This is a genomic window from Serratia sp. NA_112.1 (assembly GCF_052691715.1).
This window is the reverse complement of the sequence record NZ_JBQZFO010000002.1, coordinates 415,697-440,507: the sequence shown is the minus strand read 5'-3', so window position 1 is coordinate 440,507 and position 24,811 is coordinate 415,697. Positions and strand designations below refer to the sequence as shown.

18 protein-coding genes are annotated in these 24,811 nt (G+C 55.4%); 3 read left to right on the top strand and 15 right to left on the bottom strand.

From position 1 onward, the window contains the following. Positions 1 to 11: 11 nt before the first annotated feature. From ACUTQ5_RS06425 to ACUTQ5_RS06390, 8 genes are all read right to left on the bottom strand, one after another. Positions 12 to 2,663, bottom strand: coding sequence for a nitrate reductase (locus ACUTQ5_RS06425; RefSeq protein ID WP_445650559.1), 2,652 nt, complete (start codon positions 2,661 to 2,663; stop codon positions 12 to 14). After that, positions 2,660 to 6,805, bottom strand: a complete 4,146-nt coding sequence (gene nirB, locus ACUTQ5_RS06420; RefSeq protein ID WP_445650558.1) for a nitrite reductase large subunit NirB — start codon at positions 6,803 to 6,805, stop codon at positions 2,660 to 2,662. Before nirB ends, ACUTQ5_RS06425 begins: the two co-directional genes overlap by 4 nt. A gap of 10 nt (positions 6,806 to 6,815) precedes the next feature. Continuing rightward, positions 6,816 to 7,604: an ABC transporter ATP-binding protein gene (locus tag ACUTQ5_RS06415; protein WP_445650557.1), complete on the bottom strand. Its 789-nt coding sequence runs from the start codon at positions 7,602 to 7,604 to the stop codon at positions 6,816 to 6,818. A 9-nt stretch (positions 7,605 to 7,613) separates the two neighbouring features. Then, positions 7,614 to 8,510: a nitrate ABC transporter permease gene (ntrB, locus tag ACUTQ5_RS06410; RefSeq protein ID WP_445650556.1), complete on the bottom strand. Its 897-nt coding sequence runs from the start codon at positions 8,508 to 8,510 to the stop codon at positions 7,614 to 7,616. A gap of 8 nt (positions 8,511 to 8,518) precedes the next feature. Continuing rightward, positions 8,519 to 9,778 carry a CmpA/NrtA family ABC transporter substrate-binding protein gene (locus ACUTQ5_RS06405; protein ID WP_445650555.1) on the bottom strand — a complete coding sequence of 420 codons (1,260 nt, stop codon included), beginning with the start codon at positions 9,776 to 9,778 and terminating at the stop codon, positions 8,519 to 8,521. A 396-nt stretch (positions 9,779 to 10,174) separates the two neighbouring features. Then, complete coding sequence (locus tag ACUTQ5_RS06400) at positions 10,175 to 11,455, bottom strand: nitrate- and nitrite sensing domain-containing protein (protein WP_445650554.1); 1,281 nt, start codon at positions 11,453 to 11,455, stop codon at positions 10,175 to 10,177. A gap of 244 nt (positions 11,456 to 11,699) precedes the next feature. After that, positions 11,700 to 12,653, bottom strand: coding sequence for an HTH-type transcriptional regulator Cbl (gene cbl, locus ACUTQ5_RS06395; protein WP_135316988.1), 954 nt, complete (start codon positions 12,651 to 12,653; stop codon positions 11,700 to 11,702). Positions 12,654 to 13,112: 459 nt separating this feature from the next. Then, positions 13,113 to 13,808: a gamma-glutamylcyclotransferase gene (locus tag ACUTQ5_RS06390; protein ID WP_445650553.1), complete on the bottom strand. Its 696-nt coding sequence runs from the start codon at positions 13,806 to 13,808 to the stop codon at positions 13,113 to 13,115. Positions 13,809 to 14,177: 369 nt separating this feature from the next. Here ACUTQ5_RS06390 and ACUTQ5_RS06385 point away from each other — a divergent pair, with 369 nt between their 5' ends. Both ACUTQ5_RS06385 and chaA read left to right on the top strand, forming a co-directional pair. Further along, the gene (locus tag ACUTQ5_RS06385; protein ID WP_445650552.1) at positions 14,178 to 14,996 is read left to right on the top strand and encodes a siderophore-interacting protein; all 819 of its coding nucleotides are present in this window, start codon (positions 14,178 to 14,180) and stop codon (positions 14,994 to 14,996) included. Between the two features lie 314 nt (positions 14,997 to 15,310). Next, positions 15,311 to 16,411, top strand: a complete 1,101-nt coding sequence (gene chaA / locus ACUTQ5_RS06380) for a sodium-potassium/proton antiporter ChaA (RefSeq protein ID WP_445650551.1) — start codon at positions 15,311 to 15,313, stop codon at positions 16,409 to 16,411. A gap of 57 nt (positions 16,412 to 16,468) precedes the next feature. Here chaA and lpxO read toward each other — a convergent pair whose 3' ends face one another. Then, the gene (lpxO, locus tag ACUTQ5_RS06375) at positions 16,469 to 17,371 is read right to left on the bottom strand and encodes a lipid A hydroxylase LpxO (RefSeq protein WP_445650550.1); all 903 of its coding nucleotides are present in this window, start codon (positions 17,369 to 17,371) and stop codon (positions 16,469 to 16,471) included. Between the two features lie 66 nt (positions 17,372 to 17,437). Here lpxO and ACUTQ5_RS06370 point away from each other — a divergent pair, with 66 nt between their 5' ends. Next, positions 17,438 to 17,803 (top strand): hypothetical protein, encoded by a 366-nt coding sequence (locus tag ACUTQ5_RS06370; protein WP_445650549.1) that lies wholly within the window; start codon positions 17,438 to 17,440, stop codon positions 17,801 to 17,803. A 23-nt stretch (positions 17,804 to 17,826) separates the two neighbouring features. On the opposite strand, the gene ACUTQ5_RS06365 is transcribed toward ACUTQ5_RS06370, so the two are convergent. The 6 genes from ACUTQ5_RS06365 to efeB form a co-directional block, all read right to left on the bottom strand. Further along, positions 17,827 to 18,045 carry a hypothetical protein gene (locus ACUTQ5_RS06365; RefSeq protein ID WP_445650548.1) on the bottom strand — a complete coding sequence of 73 codons (219 nt, stop codon included), beginning with the start codon at positions 18,043 to 18,045 and terminating at the stop codon, positions 17,827 to 17,829. After that, the gene (locus ACUTQ5_RS06360; protein ID WP_445650547.1) at positions 18,023 to 18,373 is read right to left on the bottom strand and encodes a hypothetical protein; all 351 of its coding nucleotides are present in this window, start codon (positions 18,371 to 18,373) and stop codon (positions 18,023 to 18,025) included. Before ACUTQ5_RS06360 ends, ACUTQ5_RS06365 begins: the two co-directional genes overlap by 23 nt. 33 nt (positions 18,374 to 18,406) lie before the next feature. Beyond that, a complete protein-coding gene (locus ACUTQ5_RS06355; protein ID WP_445650546.1) occupies positions 18,407 to 18,667 on the bottom strand; it encodes a hypothetical protein in 261 nt (86 codons plus the stop codon). An 856-nt stretch (positions 18,668 to 19,523) separates the two neighbouring features. Next, positions 19,524 to 20,309, bottom strand: coding sequence for a phosphate starvation-inducible protein PhoH (gene phoH / locus ACUTQ5_RS06350; protein ID WP_004945903.1), 786 nt, complete (start codon positions 20,307 to 20,309; stop codon positions 19,524 to 19,526). Positions 20,310 to 20,992: 683 nt separating this feature from the next. Beyond that, on the bottom strand, positions 20,993 to 23,140 hold the full coding sequence (gene pqqU, locus ACUTQ5_RS06345; RefSeq protein ID WP_445650545.1) for a TonB-dependent receptor PqqU: 2,148 nt from the start codon (positions 23,138 to 23,140) through the stop codon (positions 20,993 to 20,995). Positions 23,141 to 23,510: 370 nt separating this feature from the next. Continuing rightward, complete coding sequence (gene efeB / locus ACUTQ5_RS06340; protein ID WP_445650743.1) at positions 23,511 to 24,803, bottom strand: iron uptake transporter deferrochelatase/peroxidase subunit; 1,293 nt, start codon at positions 24,801 to 24,803, stop codon at positions 23,511 to 23,513. Positions 24,804 to 24,811: the final 8 nt, after the last annotated feature.

Genomic DNA, 24,811 nt, shown 5'->3' with positions numbered 1-24,811 from the left:
CACCACCTCCGCTAGGCCACCCGTTGGGCTGTATGCTGTTGAATCAGTTTTTTCAGCTCGGGCAGGCAGGAACCACAGTTAGTGCCGCATTGCAGGCTGGCACCCAATGCCTCAGTGCTGTGGCAACCCTGCTCGATTGCCACAATGATGCGATTCTCGCCTACGCCAAAACAGCTACAAATCGTGGAGCCCGCCGCTGACTGACCCGGTGCCCCCCGCCCCGCCAGCAGTGCCAGCCGTTCCGCCCCGGTGCTGGGAGCCTGCTCAAAGGCGTGGAGGATCGCCGGACGATCCAGCACCGGGGCATGTTGGCGGACATAAAACGCCAATTGCACCTCGCCCTGCCGCCAGCCAATCAGGTGCAGACCACGCTGGGCCAACTGAGCCGTTTGCAGCGTCAGCCCCTCCAGCGAGAAATGCCGCCGTAGCCAGGCTTGCCAGTCTTCAACCGGCTGCTGCCCGGCCATAATGTAGTGAGTCAAATCATCCTGCGCGACACGGCTCCAGTAGATCCCCTTGGGGGCGGCAACCTCGGCACGAATAAAAATCTCAGCCTGCCAGCTCGTGGGCCAATGACTGACCCGCACTGGCGCATGTTTGCTTTCCGGCTGGCCGGAGTCGGCATCCACCAGCGGTGGGATCAGGCTGTCGACCCGCCCCTGTGCTGTGAATTGATTGTTCCAGTGCATAGGAGCAAACAGGCTACCGCGCCGCTGTCCCGGATTGTACTGCGCGCGCGCCAGCATCCAGCCGTGGGGCGAGCTCAGTCGAACCAGACTGCTATCGGCAATGCCCAGTTTGTCCGCATCCTGCGGGTGTATTTCGCAGAAGGGTTCACTCAAATGGCGCATCAGCCGCGATGCCTTGCCGGTGCGCGTCATGGTGTGCCACTGATCGCGTATGCGACCGGTGTTCAACACCAGCGGATAACCGGCTGATACTGCATTGTGCGGCAAGCGTGGCGTCACCGGCAGCAGTCGCGCCTTGCCGTCGGCATGGAAAAAGCGCCCATCGCCAAACATTCGTCGACAACCATCAGGATGCTGTGCATTGACCGGCCACTGTACCGGTGCCATCTGCAACCATTGCTGTAGATCCCATCCCGCCAACTGACTGATATCGAACGCACGGGTGCCGTTATTTTCAAAACCTGACAGCGCCGCGTGCTCACTGAATACCTCCGAAGGATGTTGATAACCAAACGCCGCACCATACCCCATCCGCTGCGCAACCTGGCTAAGGATCCACCAGTCGGCACGGGCTTGCCCCGGTACCGGCAAAAATGCGCGCTGGCGTGAAATACAGCGTTCGGAATTGGTCACGCTGCCCTCCTTTTCTCCCCAGGCCAGTGCAGGCAGGCGGATATGCGCCAACTCAGCGGTATCGGTCATCGCCATCACTTCGGACACCACCACCAATGGGCAGTGTTTTAGCGCCTGCCTTACTGCATCGGCATCCGGCAGGGAGACCACCGGGTTAGTGCCCATAATCCACACCGCCTTTACCTGCCCGGCAGCAATCGCCTGGAATAGATCCACCGCATTCAGCCCCGGTTGTTGAGCAATGCGCGGCGACTGCCAAAAACGCCGTACCCGGTCGATATCCTCGGGGGTGAACGCCATATGTGCCGCCAGCTGATTGGCTAATCCGCCGACTTCCCGCCCGCCCATGGCATTGGGTTGACCGGTGATTGAAAACGGGCCGCTGCCCACGCGGCCAATGCGCCCCCCCGCCAGGTGCAGATTGATAATCGCATTGCATTTATCCGCACCGCTGGTCGATTGGTTAATACCCATCGAATAGAGCGTGACCCAGTTATGGGACGCGGTAAGCAGGTGGAAAAACGCCAGCACGGCACTCAGTGGCAGCTCGCAAAACTCGGCCACCCGCTGCGGGGTCCAATCCACCGCCGCAGCCAACGTAGCCTCGGTGCCGTTGGCATGCCGTTGCAAAAAGGCGGTATCCAGCTTCTGCTGTTCTGCCAGCCAGCGCAGCCCCCCGGTAAACAAAGCCGCGTCGCTGCCGGGGCGCAGCGGCAAATGCAAGTCGGCAATATCGCAGGTCGCCGTCTCACGCGGGTCAATCACCACCACCCGCATCTGCGGGCGCAGCTTACGGGCTTTCACCAGCCGTTGATAGACCACCGGATGCGCCCAGGCGGTGTTGGAACCGGTCAATATCACCAGATCCGCCTGTTCGATATCTTCATAGCTGCAGGGCACCACATCACCGCCGAATGCCCGCTTGTAGCCGACCACCGCCGACGCCATACACAGTCGGGAGTTAGTATCGATATTGGCCGCACCGATGAATCCCTTCATCAGTTTGTTTGCCACGTAATAATCTTCGGTCAGCAGTTGGCCGGAGGCATAAAACGCCACCGCCTGCGGGCCATATTGCTCAATAATCTGGCTAAAACGCTGTGCCACCTGCTCAAGCGCCTGATCCCAGCTAACCGGCAGGCCATCAACCTGCGGCTGTAACAAGCGGCCCGTCAAGCTCAGTGTTTCACCCAGCGCGCTACCTTTGACGCACAGTCGCCCCTGATTGGCCGGGTGCGCCACATCGCCGCGGACCGCCAGCTCACCATTGTTCTGCTGTTCAATGGCGACCCCACAACCCACGCCACAGTATGGGCAAGTGGTGCAATGTACGGCGTTCATGACGTCACTTCCGCCGTTTCTGGTCGTTTGGCCTGTACCGACAGTGGTGTACTGCCTACCCACACGCGGCCAGCCTCGACCCGCACCGGCCAGACGGTGACAGCACGCCCGGTATTATCCACGCAGATGCCGTCACTCAGGCGAAAACGCTGTTTGTACAACGGGGAAATCACCACGGGTTCGCCGGCTACGTCACCCAGCAGCCCGCGTGCCAGTACGTTGGCGTCGCTGTCCGGCTCCAGATTGGCCAACGCATAAACCCCCTTGTCCGGCAGATGGAATAGCGCAATCTGTCGCTGCCCCAGCCGGGCGGCAATACCGGCGTTGGCCGGGATTTCCGCCAGCGCACAGACATCCTGCCACTGTTCCTGGGCGGCCGCAGCCGGTTGCACCTCAATCATCTGCCCACGTTCCACAGCTGTCGCCGGGCGACGTTGTCCGCGCTCCGCCTGCCAGACTATGGCCTCATCCGGCTGCTCGCTGTTAACAAACGGACGGAACAGTTTGAGGCGATCCGGGCTGGCGAGCGTGGTTTGCCATTCACATTGGTAATGACTGACCACAGTTTCCATTTCGGCGTCCAATTCGCTACCGATCCCCAGGCTGTCTTGCAAGACCACTTCACGCAGGTAGTCCAGCCCGCCTTCCAGATTGTCCATCCAGGTGCTGGTGCGCTGCAGGCGATCGGCGGTACGAATGTAGAACATCAGGAAACGGTCGACCGTACGGATCAGCGTTGCGGTATCAAGATCGCTGGCAAACAAATCTGCATGGCGTGGTTTCATGCCGCCGTTGCCGCACAGGTACAGGTTCCAGCCTTTATCAGTGGCAATGACCCCGACGTCTTTGCTCTGCGCCTCTGCGCACTCTCGGGTACAGCCGGAAACCGCCATCTTGATTTTATGTGGCGACCTCACCCCCTTGTAACGATGCTCCAGTTCGATAGCCAGCGCGGTGGAATCCTGCACGCCATAGCGGCACCAACTGGAACCGACGCAAGATTTCACCGTGCGCAGTGACTTGCCGTAGGCATGCCCGGTTTCAAATCCGGCGTCGACCAATTGCTGCCAAATCTCCGGCAATTGCTCCAGCCGGGCGCCGAACAGGTCAACCCGCTGGCCACCGGTAATCTTGGTGTAGAGCTGATAGCGCTGGGCAATTTGGCCGATGGCGATCAACCCTTGCGGAGTGATTTCCCCGGCCGGTACCCGTGGGACCACCGAATAGGTGCCGTCTTTCTGGATATTGGCAAAAAAACGATCGTTGGTATCCTGCAGCGGCAGGTGCTGCGGCTTGAGCAGATATTCGTTCCAGCACGAAGCCAAAATCGACCCCGCCAGCGGTTTGCACACCTCACAGCCATACCCATGACCATGCCGGGCCAGCAACTCGTCAAAGGTGCGGATGTTGCCGACGCGGACCAGGTGATACAGCTCCTGGCGCGAATAGGCGAAATGCTCGCAAATGTCTTTCTTCACGTTCACGCCGCGCTGCTGCAATTCGTGCTCCATCAGCTGTTTGACCAAGGCCGCGCAGCCACCACAGCCGGTGCCCGCTTTGGTACAGGCTTTGACCGCCGCCAAATCGCCGCAACCTTGTTCCACCGCGGCACTGATATCGCCCTTGCTGACGTTATGACAAGAACAGATCTGCGCCGTGGCCGGCAAGGCGGAAACGCCCAGCGCTTTCGGTGCAGCCCCTGCCGTTGCGGGTAAAATCAGGCTTTCCGGCACGGCAGGTAACGGCAGGTCATTTAGCATCATCTGCTGCAGCGTACTGTATTGCGCACTGTCGCCCACCAGTACCGCCCCCAGCAATCGCTTGCCGTCCGCGTCAATCACCAATTTTTTATACACTTGCTCCGGGCCGTCGACCCAAGTGTAACTCTGGCTGCCGGGAGTGTGACCATGAGCATCACCGATCGACGCGACTTCCACACCCAACAATTTCAGTTTGGTGCTCATGTCCGCGCCACAGAACACGTTTTCGCCGCCAGCCAGCCGATCGGCCAGGATGCGTGCCATTTGGTAGCCCGGTGCCACCAGGCCGAAAATTTGCCCGTTCCACAAGGCGCACTCACCGATAGCATAAATCGCCTCATCGCTGGTGCGGCACTGGCTATCGATCACAATGCCGCCGCGTGCCCCCACTTCCAGTTCGGCAGCACGGGCAAGCTGGTCACGAGGACGAATGCCGGCAGAAAACAGGATTAAATCAGCCTCTAAGCGCTCACCATCGGCAAAGTTCATGCAGTGACGGTGTAACGAACCGTCACTAATCGCCTGAGTTTGCTTGCCAGTATGCACGCTGACGCCCAATGCCTCGATTTTGTTGCGCAGCATGGTCGCGCCACCGTCATCTAACTGTACCCCCATCAGGCGCGGCGCAAACTCCACCACATGGGTGTTAAGCCCAAGCTGGCGCAACGCGTTGGCAGCCTCCAACCCCAGCAAGCCGCCACCGACCACCACCCCGACGCGCGCGGTTTTGGCGCAGTCTGCGATTGCGGCCAGATCGTCGAGCGTGCGGTAAACCAGGCAGCCAGGGCGATCATTGCCGGGGATCGGTGGCACAAACGGATAGGAGCCGGTCGCCAGCACCAACCGGTCATAAGCCGTCTCACGGCCCTCGGCATCCATCACGCATTTACGTTGTCTGTCGATGGCGCACACCTCCTGCCCCAAGCGCAGCTCTATACCATTACGTTCGAAGAAGTCCGCCTCGACCATCGACAGCGAGTCCGCACTGCGGCCGGAGAAAAACTCGGACAGGTGTACCCGGTCATAAGCTGCCACCGACTCTTCGCCAAACACCACAATGTGGTACTGCAAATGCAGCTCGCGAGTGACCAGTTGTTCCAGGAAGTGATGACCGACCATGCCGTGACCGGCAACCAACAAGACGGGCTTGTGCATATCAGATATCCTCTCGTCAGACGCCGCAGGCGTCAGGGGTTCGCTGCTGCCAAACAGTAAGTCATCCGGGTGTTGCACCGGCAGGCCAAGCTGCTGCAGATAAAAAGGGCTGTCCTGAGCGTCGCCATACAACACCACGCCCTGTAATTTGCCGTCACGCACCAACAGGCGGCGGTAATGCTGCGCCTGCGGATCTTCGGCGTGATGAACCTCGGTGAGCCCGTTGACAACCATTTCGCCAGCGCTAAAGACCTCGACGCCACTGACTTTCAGGCGGGTATGCAACGGCGTTGGTCGGTAGCCCGCCACCGACTCCCCGCTCAGCCGTCGCGCCAACAGTTCAGCCTGCTGCCAGCAGGGAGCCACCAGGCCCAAAGTGCCCTCGCCAAACTGAGCACATTCACCGATGGCAAACACCGCCGGATCTGCCGTTTGCATCTGGTCGTCGATCACGATGCCACGCCGACAGGCCAGTCCGGCGGCCTGCGCCAGGCTAATTTCCGGCTGCACCCCGATGGCGATCACCACCAGTTCGCAGGCCACTATTTCGCCGTTACTCAGGCTAGCCGAATTCACCTGTTCGTTTCCCTGAAACCGGCTGACTTCGCAGTTCAACCGGCATTCGATACCACGCTGCAGCAGGTTATGTTGCAACATCCGCCCCGCCTGAGCGTCCAACTGGCGTTCCATCAGGTGCTCGCCCCGGTGTACCACGGTGACGCGCATGCCTCGCTGCGCCAGTGCCGCTGCCGCCTCAATCCCCAATACGCCGCCGCCCATCACCAACGCCGACCGGCCCGGACGGCAACGGCTAAGCATCGCTTCAACATCATCCAAGGTGCGAAAACCATAAACGCCGTTTAATGCCCCACCCGGCAGCGGTGGCCGCAAGGGGCGTGAACCCGTCGCCAACACCAGCAGGTCATAAGGCAACCGATGCCGGGCAGTACTCACCCACTTTTGCTGCCGATCCACCGTCAATACCGGGTCTCCGGCCAGCAGTTGCACCCCCTGCTGCCGATACCAGTCATAGTCATGCAGCAGGGTGTCGCTGAACGTTTTGTCCCCCGCCAACACCGGCGACAGCAGAATGCGGTTGTAGTTACCCCGCGGCTCTTCGCCAATCACTGTGATGGCATAGTGCGCAGGCCGCAGCCGGCAAAGGGTTTCCACCAGCCGCATACCCGCCATGCCGTTACCAATCACCACCAGTCTGGGTTTATCCATCGTCTGGCTCTCATGCCGCTTTCGCGTGCTTTTCGTAAAGGAATTTCAGCACCTGCCGACGGTAATGGTGATATTGCGGATCATCCGCCAGCGCTACCCGTGAACGTGGGCGCGGCAGCGCCACCGGCAAGATTTCACCGACGGTGGCCGACGGGCCATTGGTCATCATTAGTACCCGGTCTGACAGCAGCACCGCTTCGTCAACGTCGTGAGTGATCAGCACTATGGTCGTGTGCAGCCGCTGCTGGATTTCCATCACCGCGTCCTGCAGATGTGCACGCGTCAGCGCGTCCAGGGCGCCAAAGGGTTCATCCATCAACAGCACTTTGGGTTTCATCGCCAATGCGCGAGCTATGCCAACGCGCTGCTTCATACCACCGGAGATTTCATGCGGACGTTTTTCCAGCGCATGGCTCATATGCACCAGCGCCAGGTTGTGTTCAATCCAGTCGCGCATTTCACTGCGCGTCATCTCATGACGAAACACCTGATGCACCGCCAGCGCCACATTCTCGTAAGTCGTCAGCCACGGCAGCAGCGAATGGTTCTGAAACACCACACCGCGCTCCGGGCCAGGCCCGGTGATTTGCCGGTTGTCACACAGCAACACGCCGTCGCTGGGCAAGGTCAGCCCGGCGATCAAATTCAGCAGCGTTGATTTACCGCAGCCGGAGTGGCCGATCAGGCTGAGAGTTTCCCCAACCTGAATATCAAAGCTCACCCGCTCCAGCGCAATAAACTCCCCCTGCGGGGTGGCAAAACGCTGGCTGACGTTCTGGACCTGAATAATCGGTTTCATGACGTACTCCTAGCGGTTCGGATAACTAAAACGTTTTGCCAATAACATCAGTCCCTGTTCGAGCAACAGCCCGACCACACCGATCACGATAATGGCAATAATGATGTTTTCGACGTTGAGGTTGTTCCACTCATTCCAGATCCAAAAACCAATGCCGATACCGCCGGTCAGCATTTCCGCCGCCACAATCACCAGCCAGGCGATGCCGATAGACAGACGCACGCCAGTCAGCACGTAAGGTAGCACCGCAGGGAACAGGATTTTGCGCATCACCGTCCACTCCGACAGCTTGAGCACCCGCGCCACGTTGAGGTAATCCTGCGGAATACGCGTGACACCCTCGGCGGTGTTGAGAATCATCGGCCAGATGGAGCAGATGAAAATGGTCCAGGTTGAAGCCGGCTCCGCCCGCTGGAACAGCAGCAGGCCAATCGGCAACCAGGCCAGCGGACTGACCGGGCGCAGCAGTGAAATGATCGGGTTGAGCATGTTGGCCAGAAACGCAAAACGCCCCAGCAGAAAACCGGCCGGAATACCGACCAGGGCCGCTAGCCCAAAACCGGTCGCCACACGCTGCAGCGAAGCCAGTACGTTCCAGCCAATGCCCTGATCGTTCGGCCCGGTGGAATAGAATGGGTCGGCAAACAGCACCAGTGCCGCCTGCCAGGTGGCCCAAGGCGTCGGGAACCCCTTGCTGTTAAGCGCCGCAACCTGCCAGACCACAAGGGTCAACACCAATCCGAATACCGCGGGAACGCCCCGGCGGAAAGCCTGTTGTAACAGCAACCCCCTGCGGGTTTTACGAGGCAGCGGTGACTTGACCTGGCGCTTTAGCGGCACAATTTCCGCACTGATTTCTGCACGGGATGACGCAGGAATATCGATTCGTTCAGCAAGATTTTTCATTGGTCGCCTCAACGCTTTAAAGTGAAACTGTTGGCGTATTCCGCCGGATTGCTACCGTCCCAGCGCTTGCCGTCTAACAACGTGCTGGTACGCATATCCCCGGTGGGCAGGTTCACCCCACCCACCGCGCTGGCTGCCTGCTTATAGTTTTCTATGCGATTGATTTTCTTCGCTACGGCCAGATAGTCCGGTTCGGCATTCAACAGGCCCCAGCGGCGATGCTGGGTCAGGAACCACATGCCGTCAGACAGATAGGGATAGCTCACCTCGCCATCGTGGAAAAAACGCATCGCATGCGCGTCCTGCCACGACTTGCCCAGCCCATTCTGGTATTGGCCAAGCATGCGACCGGTAATGATCTCCGGTTTGGTATTGATGTAGGCGCGCCCCGCCACCACCTGAGCAGTTTCCTGTCGGTTGGCGTCCGAACTGTCGATCCAGCGTGCGGCGTCAAGTACCGCAGCGGTCAGCGCACGAGCGCTATTGGGGTTGGCCGTCACCCAGTCGCCGGTGGTGCCCAGCACCTTTTCCGGGTGATCAGGCCAAATCTCCTGGCTGGTCACGGCGGTAAAGCCAATGTCCTCGGCAATTGCGCGTTGGTTCCACGGCTCACCCACACAAAAGCCGCTCATGTTGCCGATTTTCATGTTCATCACCATCTGCGGCGGCGGTACCACCACATTACGCACGTCGTCAAACGGGTGAATTCCGGCGTTGGCCAGCCAGTAATACAACCACATGGCGTGGGTGCCGGTCGGGAAGGTTTGGGCGAAGGTATAGGTGCCTTTGGCGCTGGCATCGACGGTTTTTTTCAAGCTGGCCGCATCGCTGACGCCGGCCTGCTTTAACTGGTTGGAGAGCGTGATCGCCTGGCCGTTGTTGTTGAGCGTCATCAACACCGCCATATCCTGCTGTGGCCCGGCGACGCCTAGCTGCAGGCCATACACCATGCCGTACAGCACGTGCGCCGCATCCAGTTCACCGGACAAAAGTTTGTCGCGCACCGCCGCCCAACTGGCCTCCTTGCTGGGGATAATTTTGATGCCGTACTTCAGATCGAACTGTTTAACTGCCGCCATCACCACCGAAGCGCAGTCGGTAAGTGGAATAAAGCCCACGCGGATCTCTTTTTTCTCCGGGGCGTCAGAGCCTGCCGCCCAGGCGGCGTTCATCAGGCCAGGCAACATCATGCTGCCGCCCAGTGCCGCGCTACCGGCCAAAAATCGGCGGCGCGTCAGGTTAAACCCGGAGGGTTTGGTGTGCGTCATCGGCAAGTCCTTCAATCAGGCGATAAAATAAAAAAGGCGTCCCATCAGCACATTCCACCGTTGGGGTGAACATGCTGAAAGGACGCCTTTATCCATAATCTTGTTGGCAACCCGACCGCCATTGGCCGGGTTACGTTTTAGTAATGCAGCTTACGTGCCAATAATGCACACCCGTCATACTTGAAGCAGCCTCTGTGTTGGCTGCACGCCTTGATGCAACTCCAATTATTTAGGGTTTTAATATCGGATGCTGACAGAGAAACGGCATGCCACATCCGAGATGATAGATGCACCCTATACTGCTCTCGCGTGATTCGGGGCTAACCTCTACACCTTATAGGTAGCGTTTTGCACAATTAAAAGGCAGTAACTGCACTGATGGTGTGCATATACTCCTTAGGGAGCATTCCCGCTAGGCGGCAGAATATCCGCCACCGCCAGCATGGCGTTGGCGATATCAATCAGCCGTTGGTTCTGGTTCATCGCCATCTTCAGCAACAGTCGATGGGCCGCCTCCTCGGTTAAGCCGCGATGCTGAATCAACAGAGCCTTAGCGCGTTCTATCTGCTTGCGTTCACTCAAGGTCGCGCGCGCCGTTGCCAGTTCTTCCGACAGCGCATGCAGTCGTTGTGACTGCTGCTGAATCAATTCCAGCATCGAGCGCCCCAGACGCGGATGGAGGCCGTCCCCCTCCAGTGGCGATGCATCCCTCAAGGGTGCAGCCACAAAAACCGCGTAACTTTCTCGCATCGGCTGTGGCGCGTAATCTGCACCGTCTGCAGCCAGTGCGCGCTGAGCCTGCGTCAGATTGTGGCGGCAACTGACCATCAGCGCCTCCTCGAGCCGGTCCTCAATCTGTTTCATCAAATCGATACGAGCACTGGTGATCTCAAACCAGCGCAGACTGGTGTCAGCTTTATTACTCAGTTGAAATTGGGTACAGGCGATACGGCGCAGACGCTCAAACTCACGGTCATCTTGTTGCTGCATACGCCGCCACTGGGCCAACGATGGCTCATCGGCAAACTCGTTGAAGGTAGTAAAACAGCGTTCTTGTCCTTCGATGAGCACCAGTAGCTGCTGATGCGCCGACTCATCGAAATGCATGGAGGCAAAACCGGCCGCACCGATTGCCCGTTCCTGCCCGGCCAGTTCCTTGCCCTGCATAAAACTGAACATGGCGATCAACGCACGTGCCGTGGTGGGTTCCGCACAGGCATCCGCCGCTTCAAACACCAGCGCCAGCAGGCTATGAATAACTTCATTAAAGGTGCCCATGGCGTCAGGCTGTAGAATTTGGCGTTGCTGCACCTGGCAACGCAGCACGGGCAAGCCGGCAAGCTTATGCAACGCGCATGCAATGCGGCTGAACAGGCGGCTAGCGCTGGCCAGAGGTGCGGTGCTGTCATCCAACTGCATCAGTTGGCGCTGCACCGCCAGCTCGGCCTGCTCAACTTCCTGCGCCCTTCCGGCCAGGCGTTCACCGAACAGTGCCCCCTGTGAACACAGGTAAATATTGACGGTACCGCGTTCCCGTTGGAGTACGTGGATCAGTTGGCAAACCCGGCCGACCAACTGCCCCATTTGCAACAATTGTTGTAGCACGGTGATCTCACAGCGCTTGGAGGCCAGCAAAAATTCACTGGCGCTGGGCGGGAAGGCGTGATTACGGCTCATAACAGGATCCCCGATTCGCTAAATAAACCGATCCTGCAAAAGCCGTGCCGTAGCGGGCTATTTACTCACGCGATCCAGAGACAGCATGCTGTTGGCGATATCCACTTTGGCGTCTTTGATGTTATCGCGCAGCGCCACCAGCGTTTGCCCCTGCAATGCCACCACGTAAGGTGAACGGGTCTGTAATTCACGCTGTAAGCTGGCATAGTGGGCGGCGCGTTTTGCCCCGTCACCTTCCCTCCGATTAAATCTGGTAATCGATCACCGTATCGAGCTGTGAGGAAAATACTTTGTCTTTGATTTCGGTTAGCGACAGCGTCGGGTTACACAGCTGGATAAATCGCCAGGCATAGTTACGTTGTAACTGACTGCGTTTCAAGCCTAACCAAACGGTATTAGGTTCGAACAGATGCTCGGCGTTAAGGCTGACCAACCCATGGTCGCGTTCCTTCTCGTATGACATATCCGCCAGAACGCCAACCCCCAAACCTAGTTCAACATAAGTTTTAATCACATCTGAATCCTGTGCGCTCAAGGCAATATCCGGCGTTAACCCAGCGGCTTTGAACGCGCTATCCAGCCGTGAACGACCAGTTATGCCCTGTCGGTAGGTAATCAGCGGCAAGGTGCTGAGCATTTCCAGCGTCACCTGCGGCTGGCGGGTCAGTTCATGCCCCTCCGGCACCAGAATGGTGTGATGCCAGCGGTAATAAGGAAACGCCGCCAGAGACTCATCACTCATTAGCCGCTCACTGGCAATACCGATATCGGCTTCGCCGGAAGCCAGCATGCCGACGATTTCCTCGGGACTGCCCTGATTCAACACCACTCTCACTCGTGGATACAGCGCCCGGAACTCTTTAATCACCCCCGGCAGGCTATAGCGCGCCTGGGTATGGGTAGTGGCGATATGCAACTGGCCAGAATCGTTACTGCTGAAGACGTCCGCCAAACGGCGGATGTTATTAGCATCATTCAGGATGCGCTCCGCCACCACCAGCAGCTCTTTGCCCGGCTCGGTCATGCCTAATAAACGCTTGCCGCGGCGAATAAATATCTCAATGCCCAGCTCTTCTTCCAGTTCCCGAATATGACGGCTGACCCCTGATTGTGAGGTAAATAAAGTGTTGGCCACCTCAGTCAGGTTGTAGTTACAGCGCGCCGATTCCCGAATAATTTTTAATTGTTGAAAGTTCATCCACTCCCCCGGTCGAACAATTATTGTTAACACAGTGATACGGAGTCTGCCGTGAGGGGACAAATAAGAAATAACCTTTAGTTATGCATTTTGATGCTAAGTGAATTTTTCAGCGCTGTGAGTTAGCATTTTTTCTAGTCTGTAAATAACCAATTTCTTTAAAAGCAAAGAGATAAATATCCATCTTAAAATTGTGGCTTAAATGCTTATGCAGAATAAAGTTATTAAATATAGGTATTAGATATATGAAACGCAAAAGGCTCAACATGTTGAGCCTCAGACTGATGATAAACCTCATTCCTGCCCAGAGCGAGTAGAGGCCGATAAACAAAAATCAGGAAAATCAATTTATTGATTTTTGGCTGCTCACCACAAAGCAGGAAAAACCACGCTTTTTCCTGCTTTGTCAGCAACCTAAAGGCTCAACATGTTGAGCCTTTTAAAAACGGGGTGTAGGGATTAGGCCGTCGCCTCTCCAGCAACAGGGCCGGAGGTATTCTGTTGCAACCACTGCTGCACATAGCTGACCAAATCGCCAATGCCGTCGTCCTTCATGCCATGGTTTTTCAGCTCGGTATCGAGTGAGAACAGATACTGGGCGTTGGTGCCCAATGGCCCGCTGGCGCTGGCGATCAACGGGGCAATCACCTGGTGGCTAGTATCTTCTTCAAACAGCGGGTGCTGCGGGTTCATCACAAACACCAACGCGGTCACCACCTGGCCATCGGACAGGGTGAGGTCACACCAGGTCGGCAAATAACAGCCGGTCAGCATTTCACGTTTCCACAGCAGTTCCAGCTCTTCGCGCAGCTTGGCCTCCGGCAGGCGAAATGCCAGACCGGTGGTATCGCCCCCCTCTTTCAGCGCCAACATACGCCCCGGCTGATGCAAGGTGCCACGTCCGGCAGTCAACCGCAAACAGAAGGCACGGTGCCAACCTTGCAGCGTGGCCGGTCGCACCTCTTCGGGTTCAAACACCGGGTTCCACATCAATGAACCGTAGCCGAAAACCCACACCGGGCTGTTACCCGGTCGGCGGGATAAAGTACAATCCAGTGAGGCCGCACGCTGCTCTGATGTCAGTAACAGCGACTCCTCAATGGTACCGAATGCTGTTTTGCAATCCGCATTTTGCAGAAAATCTCGCGTTAACACCTTAACAACCTCCCGGGAATAAGATTGCTCATACTCCCTAACCACTGTTCATCTTTATTATTGAGTGCGGAATTTTATTAATTCTATAACCCTTTCCGCGATAATAATGACCTTATTCTTTTCTCATGGAGCAATCAAGTTTCACACGTGGTTTAAAGTGAAAAAGTATTTGTACTCGGCAGCAATAATATCGAAAGGTAAAATGCCGCACCTAAGCATAACGAGATAATGCCGCTCAATTAGGTTATCCCGTCGTAAAAATGCCTGCTTTTGCACGTAGCTGCCGTTGTCATCACCGCCACCAGCAAACAATTCTCATTATCAAATGGCATGATATACTCAGCGCCAAACGAACATAAGGAGAACCCCGTGACTACCGAAGCCCCACGCTCACGCGCACCCTACCTGATTGCAGTCAGTGCCATTCGCGATATTACCCCGCACCTGCGCCGTATCACCTTCACCGCGCCGGACCTGCGCTATTACCCGGCCAACGCCGCCGCCGCACACATTAAGATTTTTCTACCGCTTGCAGGCCAGACACAACCGGATCTGCCGACGCTGACCGAAAACGGCCCGCGCTGGGCAGTTGACGCGGTACGCCCCATTGTTCGCACCTATTCCATCCGTGCAGTGCGTCCAGAGCTGGCGGAGGTCGACATTGAATTTGCCATTCATGACCACAGTGGGCCGGCGGTTGATTTTGCACGCGCGGCAAAAGCAGGCGATAAAATTGGCATCAGTAACCCCGGTGGCCCGAAACCCATGCTGCCAGAGGCCGATTTCTACTGCCTGGCCGGTGATCCTGCTTCTTTACCCGCGCTGGCGGCTTTGCTGGAAAGGCTACCGGCACACAGCGAAGGCAATGCCTTTATCCGCGTAGATAGCGCAGCCGACGTGATCGAGCTGAAAAAACCTGCTGGCCTTGAGTTGAGCTGGATCATTGGCGGCACCGAGAAAACCGCTGAGTTGATTACCCAGTTTTGCGCCTTGCCGCAGCCGCAAGCCGAGACCCAATACTGGCTGGCCGGTGAAGATCGTCTGGTGGTTGAACTGCGCCGCTTCCTGCGCCGCGATCGTCAATGTGAGCGTAATCGGCTTTATGCCGTACCTTACTGGCGTGAGGGGTTAAACGAAGAGGGTTATCATAATAAACGGCATGAAATTATGGACAATATTGATGACTGATGTGGATTTTTTCCTTTATTAACGGTGTCATACATGCAAAAAATGCAATTTATGTGACGTTAATGAATTAAATCAACCTCACCGCGTAAAAGTAAGTAAAGAAAACCGCATCCCGTGCGGTTTTTTTGTTAATCTAGTCACAGTTTGCAAACATTTGCGTTCGCAACTAAAACAACATCACATCATTCCCCGGCACGTACCACCAGGTGTATCCTATTATTATTAAATATAATTACATTCTGGATGCGCAGAGTTGCCTTTAACGGCAGTCAGCGATGACGGGACCACGCTGTTTGAGAAGGAGTACCACCAAAATGAAGTCGCAAAACGATCCTGGCCGATCCAAATCCCGCCACACTGAGTATTCCCTGCTGTTCCCCATCGCCGCCCTGGTGGTGCTAAATCTGTGGGGCAGTACCACCAACTTTCCGCTGATCGTCGGTATTAACCTCATTGCCTTGATCGGTATTCTCAGCAGTGCTTTCAGCGTAGTACGCCACGCCGACGTTTTGGCTCACCGCCTGGGTGAACCCTATGGCTCACTGATCCTCAGCCTGTCGGTGGTGATCCTGGAAGTCAGCCTGATTTCAGCGCTGATGGCGACCGGCGACGCGGCCCCGGCGTTAATGCGCGATACGCTTTATTCCATCATCATGATCGTTACCGCCGGGTTGGTGGGTGTCGCGTTGCTGCTCGGTGGGCGCAAGTTCGCCACCCAGTACGTCAACCTTGGCGGTATCAAACAGTACCTGATGGCCATTTTTCCGCTGGCGATAATCGTTCTGGTATTCCCGAGCGCATTGCCGGGCGGTAACTTCAGCACCGGTCAGGCATTGTTGGTCGCGGTGATTTCTGCCGCCATGTACGGCGTGTTCCTGGTGATCCAAACCAAAACCCACCAGAGTCTGTTCGTATACGAGCATGAAGATGACGACGGCGACCCGCACCACGGCAAGCCTTCCTCACACAGCAGCGCCTGGCATGCGGCCTGGCTGATCGTGCATCTGGTTGCCGTTATCGCGGTGACCAAGTTTAACGCCAACCCACTGGAAGGTTTGCTGACCAAAGTGAATGCCCCGGCGCAATTCACTGGCTTCCTGGTTGCCCTGTTGATCCTGTCGCCTGAAGGTCTGGGGGCACTGCGAGCAGTATTGAATAATCAGGTACAGCGCGCCATGAACCTGTTCTTCGGCTCGGTATTGGCGACCATTTCCCTGACGGTGCCGGCGGTAACCATCATCGCTACCCTCACCGGCCAGACACTGATCTTCGGCCTGCAAACCCCGCATATCGTGGTGATGCTGACGGTGTTGCTGTTGTGCCAGTTGTCGTTCTCCACCGGCCGCACCAACGTGTTAAACGGTACCGCGCACCTGGCGCTGTTTGCCGCTTACATGATGACCATCTTTTCCTGAATGACCGAGGGGCGCACGCTGCGCCCCTCTTCTTATACCGCCTTGCACCGCCAGGATTTATACCGCGAAGAAAATGCCCGCAGCAATACCACCAAACAAAATCCATTTAATGATGTAATACCCGGTACGGTTCCACGCCTTCAGCCGTTTCCCCACTTTGCGTACCGCATAAATGTACTTGAACAGCTTGTTGACGCCACCGGTGCGATCGCCCTCTTCATTGGGTGCGGTAGCCGCGCTCATCAGGTTACGCCCCAACCAGTGGTTGATGCCCTGCGCCCAGCGGAAACGCATTGGCCTTTCGATATCACAAAACAGAATCAGCCGATTTTTCCCACTTTGGTTTTCGGCAAAATGCAGATAGGTTTCGTCAAACATCACCCCCTCACCATCGCGCCAGCTGTAACGCTCACCGTCCACTTCGATAAAGCAGCGGTCGTCATTCGGGGTAATCAGCCCCAGGTGATAACGCAGCGAACCAGCGTAAGGATCCCGGTGACGCGGCAGACGGCTGCCATCCGGCAGTTCGGCAAACATCGCCGCCTTGACCGAAGGCAAGCTGCGTAACAAAGCCGTGGTCTGCGGACACAGGCTCATCGCCGACGGGTGGCTGTCTTCATACCATTTTAAATAAAAGCGCTTCCAGCCGGTTTTGAAAAACGAATTGAATCCGGCGTCGTTAAATTGATCCGAGGCTTTGATCTGCTGAATTGCCATCAGCTGCTGCCCTTCATCACGAATGGTTTGCCAATTCTCCCGCAGCACCTGCAGCTCAGCGAATTGCTCCGGCTGCAAATAAGCGGTGGTCGGCACGCGTGAGAATAAATACATAAAAACGTTCAACGGCGCGGTGAAGGTCGAATGATCGGAAAGCTGCCGCCAGAAGGTGTAACGCACCCTGCCACGGTAATGGACATACACAACGCACAAAATAAATAGCAATAAAATAATATATTTCATGATTGAACCGTCTTGAAGATCCCAATGCCCAGTACGCCAACCCGACATACTCCCAGGTATTCCCTTTTGGCGGATGAACCCCTGCGCCCGTCTGGAACCTCACTAATCATTAACGCTAACTCAACGAAAATCCATACAAAAAACCACAATATTTTACACAAAAGCGAGTTGGCTGATTTTTGCCGGGCTGATTATCGCGACCGGACTGACAACCTATCTTTATCGCCAACCGGTGTTGTCTGCAGGAACCGCCAGCATGCTGATGCTGGCCCTGCTCTGCGCCTCGGTGAGTGGCCGGATGCTGTTTTACTCTGGCGTGATGAGCCAGTATCCGTGGTTTTGATCGCGGAAAGAATTATTGATCTGATGGCTGAATTGACATACGGTTATCAGGTTAAAAAACTGAGTCTCTGCCACGGAGACGAAAGATAAATCGGCCGCTTGGCTAGCGGCTTTTATCTGTCATTTTTCTTTTGAGATTTACTATCAGGAGTGAAAAATGCTACCAGCGTACCTAGGATAAGAATGCTAATAGGTGCCACGTACTTCCAAAAACTGTCATCAATAAACATCACCCAAGCCAGCACGGCCAGACCGCCAGTCAGCACAGGGACGAGCGTATGAATGAGGCTAAAGAAAAGGGATTTCACCTTAGTCCATACGTTCAATTTCATTTATCACCTGTTCGAATCGCTTATCACCCGCACGATGCAGGCGACTTAACTGAATATACTTCGCTAAAGGCCCTTCGAAAACAAAGTACAACATATCAAAATCTTGTTTTCTCAGCTTCCAGTAAAGTTCCGGATTTCCATTGAGCAATTTGCGTGAGGCTTCTGCCGCCCTTGCAATCATCCCTTGAACAACAAGGCCGCCGGCAATGGTACCAATAGAAATCCGGGTCATGCGAGAGATAACCACAGATATCACGGCGTCAGTAACCACTTTTTTTGTAATGTAACCGACAACAAAAAATTGAGTGGCCTGTCGAGAAGCAAGCATGCTGCCGCCAGTCGCGATGTTCTCATAGATTTTTTAAACGATTGGATTGGGAAGTTTACCGAAGCAATCATTAATAATGATCGTTGCGATATCCCAGGTTGTACGCGGATTACTAACCAGTTTGCGCAGCGCGCGACCAAAGCGGGCATCATCTGCAAAATTGCGACTTTGGTAGTAACGGCCATCGGCACTCAGATTCAGATCTTGAAGGGTTCTTTCCAGCCCCGACCATGCATCTCCGGGTATTGAGATAACACCGTCAAATATTGCCCTACCTACACCATAAACATCCATAACTATCCTGATGTTCCTCCATCCTAGAAGGGGTCAATAATAAAGCTTTTGGCAGAAAATCCAACCCTTGGCCTTACCATTTGATGGGCGATAAGCCGGAAAATGTTGGGTCGGTGGATAATAAGACTAAGGCTTGCAATCAGCTAACGCCACCACTACAGCGCATCACTGAGATGAATGACTGGTTAGATTTAACATAGTCAGATAAATTCTCAACTAATATACTTCATCATTGAGTCCCTTCCAGTCATCAAGAGGAGGAGATGAAAATACTTTTCCGTCAAAACTTACCATTGCCTCACGTGTCAACGCTTTCAATCAAATTCATCACCGCCGTGACATACGCAGGCGTTGCTATCTGCATATCTAGATCAGGTTCTCGCTGAACCTCCCCACAGTTATTAACAAGACTCCGAGGTGCTTTATAAAGTCAAAGGATTAACGTCAATGTCCTTGCGAAGGACGCGTCATTCTGTTGACCGGGTTTCGTGGACATGACCTGCGCCAGGGTGTGGGGCATACATACCACAACTTTTTGCACCTCTTCGACATAAGCGTGACGCTCATCAGCAACCTTGCGCGCAACTCGAACAGTCTGCACCGTTTGCGCCCCCCTACCCAGCCATGTAAGCGGTATTTCTTTGCCGATAGCGGCTTTTGGGGCATTCCATGAATGGACACCGACGAACGGTTCGCCGGAAGTTGTAGCAAATAGGGTCGCCGGTGAGGGGCTAGATGGTTTTCTGGTGATTGTAGTTGTCTGTAGTGTAACTTAACCTTCTGTTTTATATAGACAGCACTGATATTCAAGACAAGAAAAAGGCCGCCGAGGCGGCCTTGAATTAGCGGGCAGGTTTTAACTGTAGGCGTTGAGCGTACGCTGGCATAGGGCGGAGCGGACGCAGTCTTGTTTATCAAAGCGGATGATGCCGATCATTTCATCCTCCTCGAAACGTTCCATCGCATCGCTGAGGCCAGACTTCACGCCGCGTGGCAAGTCGCATTGGGTGACGTCACCATTAACGATTACCGTTACGTTCTCTCCCAAACGGGTCAGGAACATCTTCATCTGGCTGGCGGTCACGTTCTGGGCTTCATCCAGGATAACGACCGCATTTTCGAAGGTACGCCCGCGCATGTAGGCGAAAGGCGCGATCTCTACCTTGCCGATTTCCGGACGCAGGCAGTATTGCATAAAGGACGATCCTAAACGGCGCACCAGAATGTCATACACCGGGCGGAAATAAGGGGCGAACTTCTCAGAAATATCCCCGGGTAAGAAACCGAGGTCTTCATCCGCCTGCAGAACCGGACGAGTAACGATAATCCGATCCACTTCTTTATGTATAAGGGCTTCTGCCGCTTTCGCAGCGCTGATGAAAGTTTTGCCGCAGCCGGCTTCACCGGTGGCAAAAATCAACTGCTTCTTATCTATGGCGATTAAGTAATGACCCTGAGCTTCGGTTCGTGCCTCTATGGGAGAGCTATCGCGCTTGTCACGTGCCATGCCGATAGACTCAACACCACCCATTTGTACCAGCGAGGTTACGGACTCTTCTTCAAGCTGGCGATGACTACGAGCGTCACGACGAATAACGCGTTTCGCTTCACGACGTGCTTTGATCACTGCTTTTTGTCTCATAGTGGCACCTTACAGTTTGTTTCACCTACCGCAACGGCCAGGCCGCGCGATTATGTTTCACACACAGATTAGGTTTCGGCTTCCTTTCGAGCCAACAACAGCCAATTGAAAAAGTGAATATACGGCGGGCGTGACGGCACGCCGATGTTTCACGGGATAACGCGATTGCGTAATTAAAACCTGAGTAAAAAGTGACAAGAATTTGGAATGACAAGAGTGCGGAGTAGTCAGGAAAAGAGAGTCGGAGGCAATGCCCTCGTTACAACGAGAAATCAGGGAAGGTCTGTCATTTGTTCTTTCTAGCCCAACCAAGGACTTTACCATTAGCGATCCCCGCAGTGTTATTTACAGCTTCGAGCTGTGCACCTTGTGAAAACTACCGCCAGATGATTACAGTATAATGACATTCACCCCTGCCGCGTTACTAAAATGTAAAAAAATTTAATACTTTTTGTTTTCATGTAGCGCAATAACTCTATATTACGCCGATTACGTCATTCAATAAAATTTTTAATATCCATAATATCAAATATTTATCATTAAATAGTATCGATGACATTTTGGTTTCCCGATTAAATTTCAACCCCCCAGAATCTGTCAATCCCCCGAAATTTATAAATAAAAAAGGCGGGAATGCTCCCGCCCTGATGCTGAGTGATTATGTCGCCGGGCGATCCCTACCGTTACTCAAAGGTATAAGAAACGCTCAATCCGCCGCCCCAGTTTCGGCCCGGAGCCGGTTCGTAGTAACGGCCATTGCCTTCATTAACGATCACCGAACCCACATATTGTCGGTCAAACAGATTATCTACCCGACCGAAAACGTTAAGCATCCAATTGCCCAGCGGATAGCGATAGCCCGTATTCAAGCCGACGGTGGTATAAGCCGGAGCCTGCTCCGTGTTGGCCTCGTTAACCGCGATATCGCTCATATAGCGCACCTCTGCACCGGCATACCAACCTTCCGGCGGTGACCAGGCTAGCGAAGCATAGCCCATATTACGTGCAATGCCCGGCATGCGGTTGCCGTTGGGTACCATATTGGCCGCCGAACACTGGCTGTCGCCGCACACATCATCGCGATAGCGTGCATCCAGCAGCGTCCAGGCCAGCTGTACCCGCCAGTCATAAGCGAATTGCTGATCCAGCGCCAACTCCAGGCCACGCCTGCGGGTTTGCCCAGTGTTTTTGTAGCTGGTGCGGCCGTTGCTGCTTTCATCCACCACGATTTCGTTGCGGGTGTCGGTCTGGAAAACGGCAGCGGTCAGCAGGCCATTGCCAATGCGGGTTTTACTGCCCAACTCCACCGTGTCGCTGGTTGAGGGATTTAGCCCGAAGTTCAGCCCGGCCTGATCGCCTGAACGGTAAGACAGTTCGTTAATGGTCGGCGTCTCAAACCCGCGACCGGCGGAAAGATACAGATTCCAGCCGCTCATCACCGCATAGTTGAGGGAACCGGCAGGCAGCCACTGATGGTAACTGGCGCTACCGCTGTCATCGCCATTGGCACCGGTGACGTAGTGATCGTTAGAGTCGAAATTGACGGTGCTGTAACGCATGCCGACATCCAGCGTCAGTTGTTGTGTCAACTGCCATGAGGTTTGCAGGTAAGGATCCACATTCCACATCAGGTTGCGTTCGTTGCGGCGCAACGCTCCCTCGGTACCCAGCTCGGTGACACCGTTGACTTGGGTAAAGTTTTCATACCCTTTGCGCTGCTCGGTCATGGTTTCATAATCCAGCCCGCCGGTCAGGGTGTATGGCACACCCAGCTCGCCACGGTGCGTCCAGCGGGTATCGATCCCCTGATAATGGCGCGTCAGGTCAATCACCCCGCCCGGATGCTGCGCGCTGCGCTGTTGCACCGCGGCCGGGATCGACTGGTACTGGGTGGTTTCACGCTCACCGGCATACATCATGATGCTGAGATCGTCATCAACACCCATCTCGCGCTGGTAGTGCAACCCGGCCTGAGTTTGTGACGTGGTTTTGCGCGTATTGTACTGTTCGGCTCGCGGTGCCTGGCGCGGATTATCGTGCCATTCGGCGGAGGTCAGGCCGCCCGGATCATTGGCGTTGATATCAACACTGTTAAACAGCAGCGTGAGCGTACTGACATCGTCGATGCGAACACCCAGCTTGGCATTACCAAGATTTTTCCGCGCGCCACTGTGGTCACGGAACCCCTGAGTGGTGAAACGAGTACCGGAAATGGTGTAGTTAACATCACCGGCGTGGGTACCGTCACCAGTCGCCCCGGTGGCCTTGACGCCATAGCGCCAGGTACCGTAGCTACCGAAATACGAACTGGCCTCAATGCGGGGCGGCTGTTGGCCGGTTTCGGTTTCCACATTCACCATACCGCCGGAGGCATTCCCGTAGAGCGCGGAAAATGGGCCGCGCAACACTTCCACCTTCTCGACCGAGTTAAGGTCAATGTTCGAGGTCTGCCCCTGCCCATCGGGCATGGTGGCCGGAATACCATCGACATAAATACGCACGCCGCGCACACCATACATTGAGCGCGCACCGAAACCCCGCACCGAGAGCTGCAAATCCTGCGCATAGTTTTGGCGGTTCTGAATTTGTAAACCGGGCACGCTGCCCAGATTTTCCGACAGGTTAATCTGCGGCCGTGCCTCACGGATTTGATCGCCCGTGACCACGCTGACGGCTGCCGGGGTTGAGAGTTCAGAAAGACCGCTGCGCTTGGCGGTGACCACCATGGTCTGTTCGCTATCCTTGTCCTGCGCAAAGCTGGCAGAAACAGGCAGTAGGGCTGGAATAAACAGCGCTGAAACTGCCAACCGGTTTTTATGAGTACTTTTCATCAGGAAAATGCCGTTAAAGGGATCGAAGGGTGTGAACCATTTGGAACATTATGGCCAGCATGTTAATGCTTTTAACAAAAAATGAAAATAGTTAGCCTAATTAAAGCCCGGCCCCGCAATTGCTCAAGGTCACTATTGATTTTAATTAGCTGTGGTTTGTCGTGGATGGCTGAAAATTCAGGCGGGGATCCCCCGCCTCAGACTGATGACAAACCTCATTCCTGCCCAGAGCGAATAGAGGCCGATAAATAAAAATCAGGAAAATCAATTTATTGATTTTCGGCTGCTCACCACCAAGCAGGAAAAACCACGCTTTTTCCTGCTTGGTCAGCAACCTAAGGCGGAGATCCCCCGCCTTTTTAGAAGTGGCTTAGGCTTTCAACAGACCGCTGCCCAGGTAATCATTGGCGTCTTTTACCCCCGGTAGCACAAAGAAATAGCCGCCGCCGATCGGTTTGACGTACTCTTCCAGCGCTTCACCGTTAAGGCGTTTTTGCACCGTCAGGAAGCCTTTCTCCAGATCGGCCTGATAACAAACAAACAGCAGCCCCATCTCCAGTTGGCCGGAATTGGACACACCAAGTGAATAGCTGTAACCACGGCGCAGCAACAAATTACTCTGGGTTTGCGGGGTGCGCGGGTTTGCCAGGCGGATATGCGCATCCATCGGGATCATCTTCCCCTCGGGATCTTGCGCGTAGTCCGGCTCGTCGTGCTCATGCTTCATGCCAAGTGGCGCACCGCTGTGCTTGTCGCGGCCAAAGATGGTTTGCTGTTCCTGCAACGGCGTACGGTCCCAGAACTCGACGTGGAAACGGATAATCCGCAGCGCCTGATAGCTGCCGCCTACCGCCCATGCCGGTTCACCGGCATTGTCTGCTGTCCACACCACCTGATCCATCAAGGGTTTATCGCTGGTTTTCGGGTTGGCGGTGCCGTCTTTAAAGCCCAGCAAGTTGATCGGCGTTTCTTTGCCTTTGCTACGCGCGGCGTGGGCAGAAATAAACCCTTCCCGCTTCCAGCGCACGCTGAGCAGATCCGGCGAATGCTTGATAATGTCGCGCAGCGCGTGGATTACCGTTTCATTGGTATTGGCGCAAATCTGCAACACCAAATCACCGTGGCACAGGCTGGCATCCAGCGAGTCGTTAGGGAAGCGCGTCATTTTCTGCAGCCGCAGAGGTTTTTGCGCCTGCAGCCCGAAACGTTCGTCAAACAGCGAGCTGCCGACCGAGACAGTAACCGTCAGGTTGTCCGGATAAATCTCCGGCCCCATGATACCCGAATCGAGCGGTGGCAGCTTGGGATCCACCTCCGGTGCCCTGCCACCCGTAGTCAGGAAAGCAATACGGGTGGTCAGCAGCCGGAACAAACGCTCCAAATCCTGCTTGTTACTCGCCAGCACGTCGAACGCCACCAGCATCATCGCGGCCTGCTGCGACGTGAGGATCCCGGCCTGATGCACGCCATAGAAGGGCTGCTTCTGCCAACGTTCATCCTGCGGTACTGCCAGCGGATCGGCGGCTTTATCAGCCGCCTGGGTCAAACGGCTGCCCCCCAGCGCCAGCACGCCTAGCCCCAACCCCTGCAGCAAGCGACGGCGCGACGGTGACGCCGCACCCTGTGGATACGGCCCGTTTTCCGGGCCGATCTTGTTACTCATCATGCTTT